The sequence below is a fragment of the Lentzea albidocapillata subsp. violacea genome (genome assembly GCF_900100275.1).
GTDB lineage: Bacteria > Actinomycetota > Actinomycetes > Mycobacteriales > Pseudonocardiaceae > Lentzea > Lentzea violacea.
Window position 1 is genome coordinate 23025 of the sequence record NZ_FNET01000020.1, and the last position, 15844, is coordinate 38868.

Below are 15844 nucleotides of genomic sequence, written 5' to 3' on the forward strand. Positions count from 1 at the left end.
CGGTCCGTACACGGCGTCGTGGTCCGGATCATCGGCCGACCAGTTGCCTCGCGAGCTGATCGGCCTCGTCCGCGGTGAACCTGCCGGTGATCTGAGTGGCGCCACCGGTGATCGGCGACTGGATGCCGGGTGCGCTGAGCACCCGTCCGTTGATCAGGATCGCGACCTGGTTCCCCACGTTGGCGGTCGTGAAGTCGCTCCAGGTCCGTGCGCCCTCGGCGTCGAACTCGGCCGTCACCACGTGGCCGGTGCCGTACTCGCTGGGACTGGCCTTCGCCTTGACGACGCGGTCACCGTCGAGGAAGACCGGGCCGAGGTCGTACTTGAACCCGTCGGCGTCGCACGTCACCAGCGGGGCGGCCGCGTCGTCGTTGCCGGTCAGCGGGTCCGGGGCACCGCAGTCCAACGTGCCGAGCGCCTGCTCGCGGACGGTGGCGTCCGTGCTCTGCCGGGTCGCCCGCGCCGTCTGGACCGCCGGGTCGCCGGCTTCATTCTGGGGCACGGGGTAACCGGACGACGGCGTGGAGGCCGGCGTGACGCTCTGCACCTTGCGGAAGGTCAGCTTGCCCGTGAGCCACGCTTCCCGCTTCGGCTCGCCCTGCGGGGTGGTCGTGCAGGCGGCGACGGCGAGGAGCAGCACCACCACGGCAAGGATCTTCATGCCGTTGACTTACCACGCGGCCACCGCCCGCAGCAGGCGAATCAGAGCGCCATCAGCCGTTCTGCCCCGTCCGCACCCGCGCGGCGATCTTGGCTGCCTGCCCGGAAGGTTGAAGTGCCTCGGCGAGCCCTAGTGGGCGGCGTCGTCCCAGGAACGGCCCACGCCGACCGAGACCTCCAGCGGCACCAGCAGCTGGTAGGCGTTGCCCATCTGGTCGCGCACCAGTGCCTCGACGGCCTCGCGCTCGCCCTCGGCCACCTCCAGCACCAGTTCGTCGTGGACCTGCAGCAGCATCCTCGAGCGCAGGCCGGACGACTCCAGCGCGCGGTAGACGCCCAGCATGGCCACCTTGATGATGTCCGCGGCGCTGCCCTGGATCGGCGCGTTGAGGGCCATGCGCTCGGCCATCTCGCGACGCTGGCGGTTGTCCGACGTCAGGTCCGGCAGGTAGCGGCGGCGGCCGAGAACGGTCTCGGTGTAGCCGTCCTTGCCGGCCTTCTTCACGATCTCGTTGAGGTAGTCGCGCACGCCGCCGAAGCGGGAGAAGTACGCCTCCATCTGCTCGCGGGCCTCTTCGGTCGGGATGCGCAGCTGCTGCGACAGACCGAACACCGACAGGCCGTACGCGAGGCCGTACGACATCGCCTTGATGCGGCGGCGCATCTCCCCCGTCACCTCGGCGGTGGGGATCGAGAACGCCTGCGACGCCACGTAGGTGTGCAGGTCCTCGCCGCTGTTGAACGCCGCGATCAGGCCCTCGTCGCCGGACAGCGTCGCCATGATGCGCATCTCGATCTGGCTGTAGTCCGCGGTCATCAGCTCCGCGTAGCCCTCGCCGACGACGAACGCCTGGCGGATGCGGCGGCCCTCGTCCGTGCGGATCGGGATGTTCTGCAGGTTCGGGTCCGTCGAGGACAGCCGGCCGGTGGCGGCGATCGTCTGGTGGAACGTCGTGTGGATGCGGCCGTCGTCGGCCACCGACTTCAGCAGGCCGTCCACAGTGGACTTCAGGCGCGTGACGTCGCGGTGCGAGAGCAGGTGCTGCAGGAACGGGTGCTCGGTCTGCTCGAACAGGTTCTGCAGCGCGTCCGCGTCCGTGGTGTAGCCGGTCTTGGTCTTCTTCGTCTTCGGCATGTTCAGCTCGTCGAAGAGGACCGTCTGCAGCTGCTTCGGGCTGCCGAGGTTGATCTCCTTGCCGATGACCGAGTACGCGTCCTGCGCCGCCTGCTTCACGCCGGCCGCGAAGTGCGCCTCCAGCTCCGAGAGGTGCTCGACGTCGATCGCGATGCCGACCGCCTCGACCTCGTCGAGCACGTTCATCAGCGGCAGTTCGAGGTTCGCGAGCAGGTCGGTGCCGCCGATCGTGACCAGTTCCTCGTCGAGGCGGTCGGCGAGCTCGGCGACGGCACGCGCGCGCAGGATCGTGCTGGTGGCGACCTTCTGGGCTTCCTCGGACTCGTCGGAGAGCAGCGACAGCTGGCCGTCGCCGGACTCCTCGGCGCGCAGCTCGCGCTTGAGGTAGCGCAGCGCCAGGTCGTCCAGGGCGAACGACCGCTGGCCGGGACGCACCAGGTAGGCGGCCAGCGCCGTGTCGGAGGACAGGCCGCGCAGCTTCCAGCCGCGGGCGCGCACGCGGCGCAACGGCAGCTTAAGGTCGTGGCCCGCCTTGGACACCGACTCGTCGGCCAGCCACGCGGCGAGCGCCTGCTCGTCGGCCTCGTTCAGCTCCTCGACGGCGACGTACCCGCCCTCACCGGTGGCCGTGCACAGCGCGACGCCCTCCAGGTCGGTCGTGATGCGCAGCGCGACGCCGACCCGCGTGTTGCGGGCGTGCTGGTCCAGCCACTTCGCGAGCGTGCCCGCGGGGATCGCGCCGCCGGAGACCTCGAAGCCCTCCTCGGCCTCGGGCTCGGCGGTCGTCAGCGTCTGGAAAAGACGGTCGCGCAGGACGCGGAACTCCAGCTCGTCGAACAGGCGGTGCACCGCGTCGCGGTCCCACTGCTGCACCACGAGACCGTCGATCGTGTACGGCAGCTCGACGTCCTTGATCAGCTCGGTGAGCTGGCGGTTCATGATGATGTTCGCCAGGTTGCCGCGCAGAGCCTCGCCGACCTTGCCGGGCACCTCGTCGATGCGGTCGACGAGCTCGTTGAGGCCGCCGAACTGGTTGAGCAGCTTGATGATCGTCTTCGGGCCGACGCCGGGGGTGTTCGGCAGGTTGTCCGAGGAGTCGCCGCGCACCGCCGCGTAGTCCGCGTACTGGTCCGGGCGCACGCCGTGCTTCTCCTCGACGTAGGCCGGGGTGAAGCGGCCCATCTCCGAGACGCCCTTGACCGGGTACAGCACCGTGACCTGGTCGTTGACCAGCTGGAACGCGTCCCGGTCGCCGGTGACGATCTCCACCTCGACGCCCTGCGCCACGGCCTGCGTGGTCAGCGTCGCGATGATGTCGTCCGCCTCGTAGTTCTCCTTCTCCATGGTCGGGATGGCCAGCGTGGCCAGCACGTCCTTGATCAGGGAGACCTGGCTGCGGAACTCGTCCGGCGTCTTCGTGCGACCGGCCTTGTACTCGGGGTACTGCTCGGAGCGGAAGGTCTTGCGCGAGACGTCGAACGCCACCGCGACGTGCGTCGGCTTCTCGTCGCGCAGGATGTTGATCAACATGGACGTGAAGCCGTACACGGCGTTCGTGACCTGGCCCGTCTTCGTCACGAAGTTCTCGGCGGGCAGGGCGTAGAACGCTCGGTAGGCCATCGAGTGACCGTCGATGAGCAGGAGCCGCTTCACGTCTGAGGTAGTCACGGGCCCGAGTCTAGGGTGGGGGTCTGACAGTTTTGCTTGAGCCCTTGGAGCCCGTGTGACCCCGGACCTGCCTATCGAGTTCGCCGACGAGCAACTGCACGTACGGATGGGCATCGAAATCACCCAATGGGATGTTCAGGAGATGATCGGCACGATGCCGGTCAAGGGCAACCGCCAGCCGTTCGGCCTGCTGCACGGCGGCGCGAACGCGGTGCTCGCCGAACAGCTGGGCTCCGTCGCGTCCGCGATGCACGCCTCCCAGTTCGACTGCATCGCCGTCGGACTCGAGCTGTCCTGCACCCACCACCGAGCGGCGCGCGAGGGCACCGTCACCGGCGTGGCGCGCCCGATCCACCTGGGCCGCAGCACGACGACGTACGAGATCGTCATGACCGACGAAGACGGCAAGCGCACCTGCACCGCACGCCTCACGTGCCTCATCCGCCCGAAGCCTCCGGGCGCCTGAGCACTGCCATCACACGAACGAAAGCGGGGCGGAGGGAAATTCCCTCCGCCCCGCTCCCACCAGCCGAACCTCAGTGAGCCTCACCCAGGTACGCGTCGCGCACCCGCTGGTCGGCCAGGAGCGAGTGCCCCGGACCGTCCAGAGTGGTCCTGCCGAGGTCGATCACGTACCCGTGGTCCGACAACGCCAGCGCGGCAAGGGCGTTCTGCTCCACCAGGAGGATGGTGGTGCCGAGCGACTGCAGCTCCTTGATGGTGTCGAAGATCTTCTGCGTCATGATCGGCGAGAGACCCATCGAGGGCTCGTCGAGCATCAGCAGACGGGGCTTCGACATCATCGCGCGGCCGATGGCCAGCATCTGCTGCTCACCACCGGAGAAGAGCCCGGCCTTGTTCTGCCGCCGCTCCCCCAGCACGGGGAAGAGGTCGTACACGCGCTGGATGTCGGCCTCGACGCCGTCGTCCTTGCGGACGTAGGCACCGAGCTGCAGGTTCTCCTCCACGGTCATCCGCGGGAAGAGCCGGCGGCCCTCGGGGCAGTGGGCGATGCCCTCTCCGAGGATCGCGTGCGCCGGGTCGTGGTGGATTTCCTTGCCCTGGAACCGGATCGAGCCGGACGTCGGCCGCAACAGACCCGAGATGGTGCGCAGGGTCGTGGTCTTGCCCGCACCGTTCGAGCCGATCAGCGACACGATCTGGCCGGCCTCGACGGTGAACGAGATGTCGCGGACGGCCTCGATCGCGCCGTACGAGACGGAGAGGTTGCGGACTTCGAGCAGCGCGGTCATGCCTGCTCCTCCTCAACAGAAGCAGCGGCGGCCTCGACGTCGTGCTGGACTTCCTCCGGGGGCTTGCCGAGGTAGGCCTCGATCACCCGCGGGTCCGCCCGCACGACCTCGGGGCTGCCCTCGACGAGCAGTTCGCCCTGCACGAGCACGGAAACCGAGTCGCACAGCCCGAAGATGAACTTGATGTCGTGCTCGATGACCACGACGGACACACCCGTGTCGCGGATGCGGAAGATCAGCTGCTGCGTCGCTTCCGTCTCCTGCGGGTTCATGCCCGCGGTGGGCTCGTCCAGCAGCAGCACCGCCGGGTCCGTCGCCAACGCGCGCGCGATCTCCAGACGGCGCTGGTCGCCGTACGGGAGGTTGCGCGAGAGCTCGTCATCGACGCCGTTCAGGCCGACGAACGCGAGCAGCTCCCGCGACCGCTCGCGAGCGGCCTTCTCACCGCGCTGGTACGCCGGGCCGTGGAACAGCGAGGCCAGCGGGCCCTGCTTCATCCGCACGTGGCGGCCGACCATGACGTTCTCCAGCACGGTCATGCTGGGGAACAGGCGGATGTTCTGGAACGTGCGGGCCAAGCCCGCGGCCGTCACCTTCGCCGGGTCGCCGTGCAGGACGTTGCCCTTGAGCAACACCTCGCCGGTGGTCGGCGTGTACAGACCCGTCAGGCAGTTGAAGAACGTCGTCTTCCCCGCGCCGTTCGGACCGATCAGACCGACGATCTTGCCTTCTTCGAGCGTCAGGGTGACGCCCTTCAACGCCTTGAGGCCACCGAAGACCATCGAGACGTCACGCGCCTCCAATACCGGAGTGCTCATGCTTTCTTCGCCTCCACATGCGCCTCTTCGGCATTCTCGTCGGCGCGTTCGACCATCTCAGCGCGCCTGTGCGCATCGGGGATCAGGCCGACCGGCCGGAACCGCATGATCAGGACCAGCGCGAGGCCGAAGATCATGAGGCGGTAGTCCTCGAAGTCGCGGAGCTTCTCGGGCAGCACGAACAGCAGCGCGGCACCGAGAACGGCGCCGGGGATAGAGCCCATGCCGCCGAGGATGACCGCCGCGAGGAGCGTGACCGACTCGAGGAACTTGAACGACTCGTACGAGACGGTGCCGTTCTTGTGCGCGAACACCGCGCCCGCGAGACCCGCGAGCATGGCACCGATGAGGAACGCGAGGATCTTCATCTTGCCGGTGCGGATGCCCATCGCGCGGGCAGCGTCCTCGTCCTCGCGGATCGCGATCCACGCACGGCCGATGCGGCTGAACTTGAGGTTCGCGAACACCGCCATCGTCGCCGCGACGAGGAGCACGATCAGGACGTAGTAGAGGACACCCGCGGGGAGCTTCACCGCGCCGATCGAGATCGACTTGTTGAACTCCGCGCCGAACAGCGACAGCGCCGGAACACCGGGGATCGCGTTGGAGCCGTTGGTGAAGCCACCGATGTCGTTCTGCGCGGAGCGGGTGAAGATCTCACCGAACGCCAGCGTCACGATCGCCAGGTAGTCACCGCGGACCCGCAGCGTCGGCGAACCGACGATCGCGCCGAAGATGCCGGCCACGACGGCCGCGATCACGGCGGCGACGGGGAACGGCAGGGCGAAGCCGAAGTACGCGGTGGCGGCACCGGAGAAGTTCGCTGCCACGAGGGCACCGATGCCCATGAACGCCACGTACCCGAGGTCGAGCAGACCCGCGAGGCCGACGACGATGTTCAGGCCGATCGCGGTGGCGGCGTAGATGCCGATGTTCGCGGCGACGGTCATCCAGTACTCGTTGCCCGCCTCGGTGAACGGCAGCAGCAGCGCGCACGCCGCCAGCACGATCACGCTGAACACGCGGTGCTGCTCGGACAGTGCCGAGAGCCAGCGGACGTAGCCGACGCCGCTCAGCGCGCCGAGCACACCGGTCGCGAACCCGAGGAACGACAGGAAGATCGCGCCCGCGTACGGGTTGGCGGAACCGACGCCACCGGTGGTCAGCATCGCGGCGACGGCGTAGAGCACCGCGCCGAACGACAGCAGCAGCACCAGGTACGCGACCGGGGTGGAGATCTTGAACTTCCACTCGCCCACCGGCTCGATGCCGATGCCGTAGCCCGCGAGGATCGTCAGCACGCCGGCGACGAGGCCGACCACGCCACCGAACGCGGTGGCACCTTCGAGGGCCGTGATGGCACCGAGGCCACCGCCCTTGACCGTGATGTACGCGCAGTTGACGAAGGAGACGAGGGTGAGGCCCCAGCCGAGCGCCCGGACGACGCGGCCCCTGGACGGAACCGGCGCGAACGCCGCGACCAGGATGAGGATGCCCAGCACCAGGACGTGCCAGCGGAACCCGGTGACACCGAACGGTGCGTCGAAGTACTGCAGCGTCGAGTTGTCCGGCCAGTTGCCGTCGTTGAGCGGGAACGTGACCCACGGCAGCAACGCCGCGACGATGCCGAGAACGCCGCCGGCGGCCGCGAAAGGCTTGCCGAGGGGTGCGAGCGCGGAGCGCTTCGCAGAAGTGTCGACCGTACTCATGCGCGCACCCTTTCCGGCTCACCGAACAGACCCTGCGGGCGGAAGACGAGCACGAGGATCAGCACGACGAAGATCCACACGTAGTCGTACTGGGTGCCGCCCGGCATGTACTGACCGGCAACGGTCTTGATCAGACCGATGATGAACGCGCCGATGACCGCGCCGCGGATGCTGCCGACGCCGCCCAGGACGGCCGCCGTGAAGGCGAAGATGCCGTTCTGGAAGCCCATGTCGATGTTGATGTTGTTCAGGTAGCCGCCGAACATGATGCCCGCGACACCGGCGAGAACGGCGCCGATGACGAACGTCAGCACGATCACGCGGTCGGGGTTGACACCCATGAGCTTCGCGGTGTCGGGGTCCTGCGCGGTCGCCCGCATCGCGCGTCCCATGCGGGAGCGGTTGATGTAGGTCTGCAGGATGACGGCGAGACCCACCGAGAGCGCGACGAGCAGGATGCCGGTCCACGAGATGTTGACCGAGCCGATCGTGAGGTTGCCCTCGGGGAACACCTTCGGGTAGGGCAGGTTGGACTTGGCGTTCGGGTAGAAGACGCGCACAGCCTCCTGCAGGAACACGGACACGCCGAGCGCTGTGATGAGCGGTGCCAGCCGGGGCGCGTTGCGCAGCGGCCGGTAGGCGAACCGTTCCATGATCACGGCGACGATGACCGCCACCACGATGCCGCCGACGAACATGAGCGGCAGGGCCACGGCGGGCGACTTCTTGAGATCGTCAGGAAGAAGCGTGAACGTGGCAAGGCCTCCGTACGAGGCCACCATGAAAACCTCGCCGTGGGCGAAGTTGATCAGCTGGATGATGCCGTACACCATCGTGTACCCGAGGGCGATCAGGGCGATCAACGCACCCTGAATGACCCCGTTGGCCAGCTGTTGGAACAGGACTGACACGACTACCTCCGTAGACGGCGGGGGCGAGCAAAGAACGCCCGCCCCCGCCGTTGCTCAATCAGTTTTTCGGTAGTCGTCAGCCGGTGAAGGTGCCGGTCTGAACGTCCTTCCACTTGGCCGAGGTGACCTGGTAGACGGTCAGCACCTTGTTCGTGCTGTCGCCGTACTGGTCGAACTTGATCTCGCCAGTGGCACCGGAGCCGCTGAAGGCACCGACGTTGGTCAGCATGCCGTCACGCTTCGACTCGTCCCAGGCAGCGCCACCCTCGAGGGTCTTGGCCAGACCACCGATGATCGCGTTCGTGGCGTCGTAGGAGAACGCACCGTAGGCGGCGTAGTCCTCCTTGCCGAACTTCGCCTTGTACGCGTCGACGAAGGCCTTGGCCGTGGCCAGGGACTCGGTCGGGGCACCGACGGAGGTGGCGAGGTCGCCCTCTTTACCGCCGAGCTCGATGAACTTGGGGTCGAAGATGCCGTCGCCGCCCATCAGCGGAACGTCGAGGCCGTTGTCCTTCATCTGCTTGGACAGCGGACCGGCGACCGGGTACTCACCGCCGTAGTAGACGGCTTCCGGGCCGAGGGCCTTGATCTTGGCGATGACGCCGGAGAAGTCGGTGTCCTTCTCGCCGACCTTCTCGGAGCCGACGATCGTGCCACCCTTCTTGGTGACCTGCTTCGACAGCTCGGCGGCCAGGCCCTCACCGTAGGTCTTGCCGTCGGTGATGATGGCGATCTTCTTCTTGCCGGCCTTCTCGACGAGGTAGTTGGCCGCGTACGGGCCCTGCAGGTCGTCGGTCGTGCAGACACGGAAGTAGTTGTCGAACTGCCGCTTCGGGGCCGTCAGGAAGTCATTGCCCCTGGTCAGCGACGGGTTCGTGTTGGCGGGCGATACCATGGGGATCTTCTTGTCCCGCAGGATCGGCTGCACGGTCTGGGCGACCGACGAGTTCAGCGTGCCGACGACACCGACGACGTTCGGGTCGGTCGACAGCTTCGTGGCGGCCTGGGCACCCTTGGCGGGGTTGGCCTCGTCGTCCTGGGCGGACACGGTCAGCTTGAAGCCCGGAACCGTGCACTTCTTGTTCGCCTCGTCCACGGCGAGCTCGGCGGACTGCTTGATGCCGACGCCGAGAGCGGACAGGTTCCCGGACAACGGGGCGACAACACCGACGGTCAGAGTGCCCTTCGACGTGTCGCAGCTGCCCCCGTTGGTGCCGCCGCCCTCGGTCTTGTTCGAGCCACAGGCTGCAAGAACAAGCAGCGAGGCGCCGACGATCGCTGCGGACTTCACAGAGTGCTTACGCACGTGATGTCCCTCCTATATCCCTGCTCCCGGCCACGCGAGATCTCCGCGCGCCGCTCCATCACCCTCTCCTGAGGGATGGCCGGAACCTAGGCGATGACTGTGACCCCAGTCATCAAAGCCAATGGGCTCGTGACCATAACGCAACGCGGCGTTATGTTTCACTTAAGCAATGTCACAGACTGTAACCTTCGTTCACTCTTTGGACGGCTGCCATAACGTGGACGTATGACTCCGCGTCGCCGGATGATCACCGCGTTGGGCATCGTGGCGGTTCTGGTCGCATCGGTGCTGGTACTGCGTGCCACCGATGATGCCTTGAAGAAGCCCAGTTCAGAGGCCGTTCGCTTAACTAAGTACACGGCGGATTTCGTCGAGGTTTCGGCTCAGCCGGCGCGGCCCAGCCCTCCGTCCACCGTTTGGAGCAGCGACGGACGGGTCCAATGGACTCCCGTGGACGGCGCGGCCGGCTACGAGGTCGCCGGGAAACTCGTCGCGTCTCCTGAGGTCGCGGGCTCCGGACGGCCTGAGGTGCGCGCCGTGGACGCCTTCGGCCAGCGATCCCAGCCGGTCAGGGCCGAGGAACGGCCGAGCGACGACAGCTGGCGCCAGAAGATCAACGGCTGGATCGACGACTTCGACGACACGTTCCTCGAACGCCGCTACCACCTGAGCGGCCGGAGGGGGTGCGTGAACCCCGGCTCGGGCTCGGGCGGCCGCCTGGTGCTGGACATGCCATGCGGGAACGACACGGCCGTGTTGCGCGCACGGTCGCTTCTGCAGTTGAACGACTCGGGCGAGCTGGGCCGCGTGGCCGTGGTGACGGACGCGGCGGGACCGCGCGGGAAGCTGGTGCTCGACCTGGTCCCCGGAACCCCCGATCGCCTCGGACCCATACCTCCTCCTGATGCGATCCGCGTGGTGGTGGACGACTCCGTGGCCCCCGGAACGCGCGGTGCGGGCGTTCTGCATCGATTCGAAGCGGTGCTGACAGATAACGATGTGCGCGTTGTGCAAGATGGCGTGCAGATCGCGACGATGCCGGTCGCGCCGAAGTGGCGTGAGGCGAGCGTGTTGATCAGCGTGACCCCGCCACCCAGCTATCCCGGGCGTGTGGAGATCGACGCTGTGGGCATCACCGGTTCGCGCGGCCCGGTGGACGAGGTGATCGAGACACCGCTGGTGGCGGGGACGTTGCGCGTGCTCGAACCCGACGAGGAGGCGCCGAGCATTGGCGTAGCGCGCGCACCGTTGCGTGCGGCCTCTTCAGCTCGATTACGAACGACGGTGCGGTTCGGCGACGGCGGCGACCCGAACGGCCTGGTCGCGCAGCTCGGACCGGCGAAGCTGCCGTTGCGGCCGGTGGTGAGCGGCTGGTCGGCGGCGGAGGACAGCGAGGTGACGCTGGCCGGGGACGTGCCCGCCGAGTTGCTCGGAGAGACCGGGACGCACGCGCTGACGCCGTTCGTGCTGCGGATGCCCGGAGCGTCGCAGGCCCAGGTGCTGGAGAGCTACCTGGAGGTGCCGGGCCGGTCGCCGGTGAAGCTGGAGAACGCCCCGGACGAGCCGCCGCCCGTTTTGCCCGTCATGACGGCTGAGTTCGCCACTACGGGCCCGAACGACACGACACTGGTGATCACCCTTGACGCCTCCACCGCACGCTCTGTGGCGCCGATAGCGGGCTTCGAGGTGTACGTGGACAGCTCTCTCGCGGCGACCGTGCCGATGCCCGGCGGCATAGGTGGCCGGCACGAGCTGCTGCTCTCGCTGAAAGGCAGCCACCACGTCGAAGTCCGCCTGCGCCCCGAGGATCCGGGGCGGCAGACGGACTCCGTGTTGCTCGAACTCAGACGCTGATCAGCCGAAGTTCTCGATGACTGCCTCTGCGACGGCCTTCATCGTCGTGCGGCGGTCCATGGCGGTGCGCTGCACCCAGCGGAACGCCTCCGGCTCGCTCAGACCCTGCTTGGTCATGAGAATGCCCTTGGCCCGCTCCACGACCTTGCGGGTCTCCAGGCGCTCGGTGAGCCCGGCGACCTCCTGCTCCAGCGCGGCCAGTTCGCTGAACCGGCTCATCGCCAGCTCGATCGCGGGCACGAGGTCCCGCTTGGCGAACGGCTTGACCAGGTAGGCCATCGCACCCGCGTCTCGGGCGCGCTCGACCAGGTCGCGCTGACTGAACGCGGTGAGGATCACGACCGGCGCGATCCGATTGCCCGCGATGTGCTGCGCCGCCTCGATCCCGTCGACCTTGGGCATCTTGACGTCCAGGATCACCAGGTCGGGGTCGAGTTCGGTCGCGAGCTTGATGGCCTCTTCACCATCTGCGGCCTCGCCCGCCACGTCGTAGCCCTCTTCGCGCAACATCTCCACGAGGTCGAGGCGGATCAACGCCTCGTCCTCGGCGACGAGCACGCGGGGGGCCTTGCGCGTGGCTTCGGACTGGGCCTCGGCAGCCTGCTGGGTCACCGGGGTCCTCCTGACGATCGTTCCTGCGGGCGAAAGCGCAGTCTACCGGCGGCCGGGCCGATCATCGGGCTGACCAGCCGTGACGGCAGACACGAACTCCTCAGGCCACGGATAGGTCCGCATGCCCTCCTCGACGTCCTCGGCCGGCGCGTCGATGCGGCGCAACGTGATGTCGCGGGTGGTCCCGAAGTCCGGGTGGCCGAGCTTCTGCCTGATCTCGTCCTCGGTCGGACCACCGGGCCACTCGACGAACCAGGCCCCGCCCATCGGGAGTGCTCGCAACCAGCTGGCGTCATGCCACAGGTGTACCCGGCGCAGCAGGGCGCTCCCAGTGGCCGGTTCCGCGATCTCGTCGTCGTTGCCGCCGCCGTCGGTGTACTCGACGCCGCGGTGCGCGTGCATCCAGCGCACGTAGCGCATGCCGAGGTCCCAGGCCTGCTCGTCGACCCCGGCCAGCACGACGCCGGCGTCACCGGTGGTCAGCTCGGCCGACCTGCGGTACTGCCGGTGCTCGAGACCGGCGACGCCCATGCCGAAGCCGCCCTCGGTGCGCGGCAGCAGTTCGAACAGCAGCGGGCCCAGAGCCCTGTCGCTCAGGTGCAGCCTCAGGGTCTCCCCCGGTTCCACCGTCCGGAACGCGTGGGCGGGCCTGACGATGCTCGCGGGTGGCATCAGCTGGAGCATGCTCGCGGCGGCGCAGCCCGCGACCAGGACCTTGGCCTCCAGCCGCCGCTGGGCCTCGGTGGTGGCGCCGGGCAGCACGGAATCCCCGTCGCGGACGGCCGGGACCGCCTGGGACAGGTTCTCGCCCGTGTAGGTGCGCCGCAGATCGGCGAGCTGGTCCGTGGTGGACAGACGTGCCATGACAGCAGTCCTCGTTTCCGCCGCCCGGCTCGGCCGACAAGGACGCATGTGTCACGCGTCTACGTGGTCAGTTCGCTTCGGTGAGCAGGAGTTGCTGAACACTGCGGCGGAGAGTGCCGCTCACTGCCGGGGAGCGGCTCCAGCCTCACGTCTGCTCGGACGCCGTCCACCACGTTACCGGACCGGCGCACCCCGTTTTCCGCCCTAGTCGGCGCCCACGATCAGCTTGTACCTCACGTCGACTTCCTTACCGTCCGCCGACCCGCGGATCACGAGCTCGTGCTCACCGGACGCGGGCGCGGGGATCCAGGCGTAGAGACCGCAGCCGACGGAGTTGATCCGCCCGGCCGAGGTGCCGTACGGGTTGCCCGCGCGCGCCTCGTAGGTGAACGGCGTGGCGGACACCTTCGTGAGCGTCTGCGTCGAGCCGTCCAGCAGCACCTCGCCCTGCGCACCCTTCATGAACGCCTCGCAGGAGGCGACGTCGCTCGCGAGGTTCACGACCGGCGCGAGCAACGGCTTGGAGGCGGGGACCCGGCACTGGCGCTCGACCGGCGCTTCGCCGAGCGACCCGGCGAGCAGCCAGACCTCGACGGGCTGGTCCCGCATGCAGAAGCGTCCGGAGGTGTCGGACACCGGGTTGCTGCCCGAGGGCTGGGAAGCCCAGGTCCACCAGCGCGCCTGGAAGTCGGCCGGCGCCAGCTTGTCCGAAGTGGACGATTGGGAGGTGGAGGGTTGTGCCGCCATTTGCGCGTTTCCGCCACAACCGGCGAGCAGAAAAACCAAGAACAGCAGGACAATCCTCACTGGTTCTCGCGTCCCTTGCGTCGTTGTTCCTCCGCGCGCTCACGGCAGCGGCGCAGGAACTCCTGATCGTCGTCAGCATCGGTGGCCGCGAACCGTCCCGGCCGGTCGTACTCGGGAAAAGCAGGAGTACCTCGTTCGTGCGCTCCGAATCGCACCCGTCCGGTCCCCACCACCGGACGGCCCGCAAGGAGCCACGCGATCGAACCCACCAACGGGAACAGCAGGACCAGGAGAAGCCACACCATCTTCGGCAGGTTGCGAACCGAGCCCTCGTCGGTCGTGATCACATCAACGACGGCGAAGATCGTCAGGCCCAGCATCAGCACTCCGAACAGCCCACCGAAGTACAGCATCTCCACCCCCAGGTCGTGCGGTCGCCGCACATGGTGGCACAACGGACCACTCCCTGAACACAGTTCACATGTCAATCATCTGAGACCAATTCATGAAGCCCGCGAATCCGCCGAAACTGGCGCGGCCGAATTCGACACGTCTTCACACGGGCCGAATTGCGTTTCACCGGATTCGAACGAGGCTTCGCGGACGGAACGTCCCAGTTGGACTGGAGTTCGTGAGGAGAGCTGAGGCTGAGCGCCAGACCTGCTGCGCACCCGTTGCCCAGGTAGTAAGCGGGCCTTAGCGTCGGACACATGCCCAGGGGTGCCGAGAGCTTGCTGGAAGTGCTGGCCGCGCACGACGTCGAGGTGGTGTTCGGGCTACCCGGCGTGCACAACCTCGCCATCTGGGAGGCACTGCAGAAGTACCCAGGCATCCGCATGATCGGCGTGCGCCACGAACAGACGGCGGTCTACGCGGCAGACGGCTACGCACGGGCCACCGGCAAGCTCGGTGTAGCGGTCGTGACCACCGGGCCCGGCGCGGCGAACACCCTGGGCGCCACGGGCGAGGCGTGGGCGTCCGGCAGCCCGGTGCTCGTGATCGCCACGGACATCCCCTCGACCCTCCGGCGGCCGGGGGTGTACCGCGGCGTGCTGCACGAGACACGCGACCAGAAGGCCATGTTCGCGCCGGTCACCAAGGCGTCGTTCGACGTGCCGTCCGCCCAGGAACTCGGCGCGTACGCCGACAAGGCCGTCCAGCAAGCCACGCGAAGCCCGCACGGCCCGGTGTACCTGGGCGTCCCGACGGACTTCCTGTCCGCCGACGTCCCGCACCACACCGTGACCAAGGTGGCGCCCACGCACGTCGTCGCCGACCTCACCGAAGCCGAGAAGCTCGTCGCCGGGTCGTCGAGGCCTCTGATCTGGGCAGGTGGCGGTGCGGCACGGTCGGGCGCGGGAGCAGCCATCGGTGCGTTGGCCGCCAAACTGCAGGCACCGATCATCACTACGTACGGCGCCCGCGGCCTGACGGACAGCCCTTACGTCGTGCGTGGTCCGGTGCACGCACCGCCCGTAGGAAAGCTGTGGGACGACGCCGACCTCGTGATCGCGATCGGCACCGACTTCGACGGCATGATGACCCAGAACTGGTTGCAGCCGAAGCCGCGCGCCCTGCTCGCCATCAACATCGACAAAGCCGAGGCGAACAAGAACTACCCCGCTGACGTCACGCTCGAAGGCGACGCGGCCGCCGTCACCACCGCTCTCGCCGCGGAAGTGACCGCCAAGCCAGGCACCGTCGACATCGAAGCCGTCAACGCCGAGGTGCGCGCACTGGCCGAAGCCGACTCCTCCGAAGCCGCGAAACTGTTGCAGGCGTTGGAAAACACCGACGCCACGATCGTCACCGACATGTGCATCCCCGGCTACTGGATCGGCGGCTTCCACCACGTCACCAAACCGCGCGGCCTCGCCTACCCGGTCGGCTGGGGCACGCTCGGCTTCGGTTTCCCGGCGGCCATCGGCGCGGCCGTCGAACACCGCACGATCGCGGTAGTCGGCGACGGAGGCTTCCTCTTCGCGTGCGGCGACCTCGCGACGTTGAAACAAGAGGGCCTGCCGCTCACCATCGTCCTCGTCGACGACGGCGGCTACGGCATGCTCCGCTACGACCAGCAGATCGCGAACCACGCCATCAGCGGCGTCGACCTGACCCGCCCGGACTTCGCCAAGCTCGCCGAGAGCTTCGGCATCCCCGCGGTCACGCTCAACGGCTTCGACGACCTCAGGTCCGCCCTCGCCGACGCCGAGGGCCCCACCATGATCGTGGTCAACGCCGGCCTCAAGCCCCCGATCAACACTTCCCCGCGCTGGTACCGCAAAACCGCCACCTGATCGGACCCAC

The 15844-nt window shown here is 67.9% G+C and carries 14 protein-coding genes; 3 read left to right on the forward strand and 11 right to left on the reverse strand.

Translation table 11 applies throughout. The features are described 5' to 3' along the window. Positions 1–28 precede the first annotated feature (28 nt). Positions 29–661 carry a SecDF P1 head subdomain-containing protein gene (locus tag BLR21_RS32440; RefSeq protein ID WP_090012084.1) on the reverse strand — a complete coding sequence of 211 codons (633 nt, stop codon included), beginning with the start codon at positions 659–661 and terminating at the stop codon, positions 29–31. Between the two features lie 129 nt (positions 662–790). Next, positions 791–3577: a DNA polymerase I gene (polA, locus tag BLR21_RS32445; RefSeq protein ID WP_090012086.1), complete on the reverse strand. Its 2787-nt coding sequence runs from the start codon at positions 3575–3577 to the stop codon at positions 791–793. On the opposite strand from polA, the gene BLR21_RS32450 reads away from it, so the two are divergent. Then, a complete protein-coding gene (locus BLR21_RS32450) occupies positions 3570–3929 on the forward strand; it encodes a hotdog fold thioesterase (protein ID WP_090012088.1) in 360 nt (119 codons plus the stop codon). The genes polA and BLR21_RS32450 overlap by 8 nt on opposite strands. A 70-nt stretch (positions 3930–3999) precedes the next feature. On the opposite strand, the gene BLR21_RS32455 is transcribed toward BLR21_RS32450, so the two are convergent. From BLR21_RS32455 to BLR21_RS32475, 5 genes are all read right to left on the reverse strand, one after another. After that, the gene (locus BLR21_RS32455; RefSeq protein ID WP_090012089.1) at positions 4000–4716 is read right to left on the reverse strand and encodes an ABC transporter ATP-binding protein; all 717 of its coding nucleotides are present in this window, start codon (positions 4714–4716) and stop codon (positions 4000–4002) included. Beyond that, complete coding sequence (locus BLR21_RS32460) at positions 4713–5534, reverse strand: ABC transporter ATP-binding protein (protein WP_090012091.1); 822 nt, start codon at positions 5532–5534, stop codon at positions 4713–4715. The genes BLR21_RS32455 and BLR21_RS32460 overlap by 4 nt, the downstream gene beginning before the upstream one ends. Next, positions 5531–7243 (reverse strand): branched-chain amino acid ABC transporter permease, encoded by a 1713-nt coding sequence (locus tag BLR21_RS32465; protein WP_090012093.1) that lies wholly within the window; start codon positions 7241–7243, stop codon positions 5531–5533. The genes BLR21_RS32460 and BLR21_RS32465 overlap by 4 nt, the downstream gene beginning before the upstream one ends. Continuing rightward, complete coding sequence (locus BLR21_RS32470; RefSeq protein ID WP_090012095.1) at positions 7240–8154, reverse strand: branched-chain amino acid ABC transporter permease; 915 nt, start codon at positions 8152–8154, stop codon at positions 7240–7242. Before BLR21_RS32470 ends, BLR21_RS32465 begins: the two co-directional genes overlap by 4 nt. Before the next feature lie 76 nt (positions 8155–8230). Further along, complete coding sequence (locus BLR21_RS32475) at positions 8231–9460, reverse strand: branched-chain amino acid ABC transporter substrate-binding protein (protein WP_090012097.1); 1230 nt, start codon at positions 9458–9460, stop codon at positions 8231–8233. Between the two features lie 225 nt (positions 9461–9685). On the opposite strand from BLR21_RS32475, the gene BLR21_RS32480 reads away from it, so the two are divergent. Further along, the gene (locus tag BLR21_RS32480; protein WP_143027981.1) at positions 9686–11314 is read left to right on the forward strand and encodes a hypothetical protein; all 1629 of its coding nucleotides are present in this window, start codon (positions 9686–9688) and stop codon (positions 11312–11314) included. Here the strand turns inward: BLR21_RS32480 and BLR21_RS32485 are convergent, their stop codons facing one another. The 4 genes from BLR21_RS32485 to BLR21_RS32500 form a co-directional block, all read right to left on the reverse strand. Next, positions 11315–11926 (reverse strand): ANTAR domain-containing response regulator, encoded by a 612-nt coding sequence (locus tag BLR21_RS32485; RefSeq protein WP_030476865.1) that lies wholly within the window; start codon positions 11924–11926, stop codon positions 11315–11317. It lies immediately after the preceding gene. A gap of 42 nt (positions 11927–11968) precedes the next feature. After that, positions 11969–12790 carry a hypothetical protein gene (locus BLR21_RS32490; protein WP_090012102.1) on the reverse strand — a complete coding sequence of 274 codons (822 nt, stop codon included), beginning with the start codon at positions 12788–12790 and terminating at the stop codon, positions 11969–11971. Between the two features lie 204 nt (positions 12791–12994). Further along, entirely contained in the window at positions 12995–13537 is a 543-nt protein-coding gene (locus BLR21_RS32495) for a signal protein (RefSeq protein WP_143027982.1), read from the reverse strand. Between the two features lie 56 nt (positions 13538–13593). After that, entirely contained in the window at positions 13594–13950 is a 357-nt protein-coding gene (locus tag BLR21_RS32500; protein WP_090012247.1) for a PLDc N-terminal domain-containing protein, read from the reverse strand. Between the two features lie 297 nt (positions 13951–14247). Here BLR21_RS32500 and BLR21_RS32505 point away from each other — a divergent pair, with 297 nt between their 5' ends. After that, the gene (locus BLR21_RS32505; protein ID WP_090012106.1) at positions 14248–15834 is read left to right on the forward strand and encodes a thiamine pyrophosphate-binding protein; all 1587 of its coding nucleotides are present in this window, start codon (positions 14248–14250) and stop codon (positions 15832–15834) included. Positions 15835–15844 lie beyond the last annotated feature (10 nt).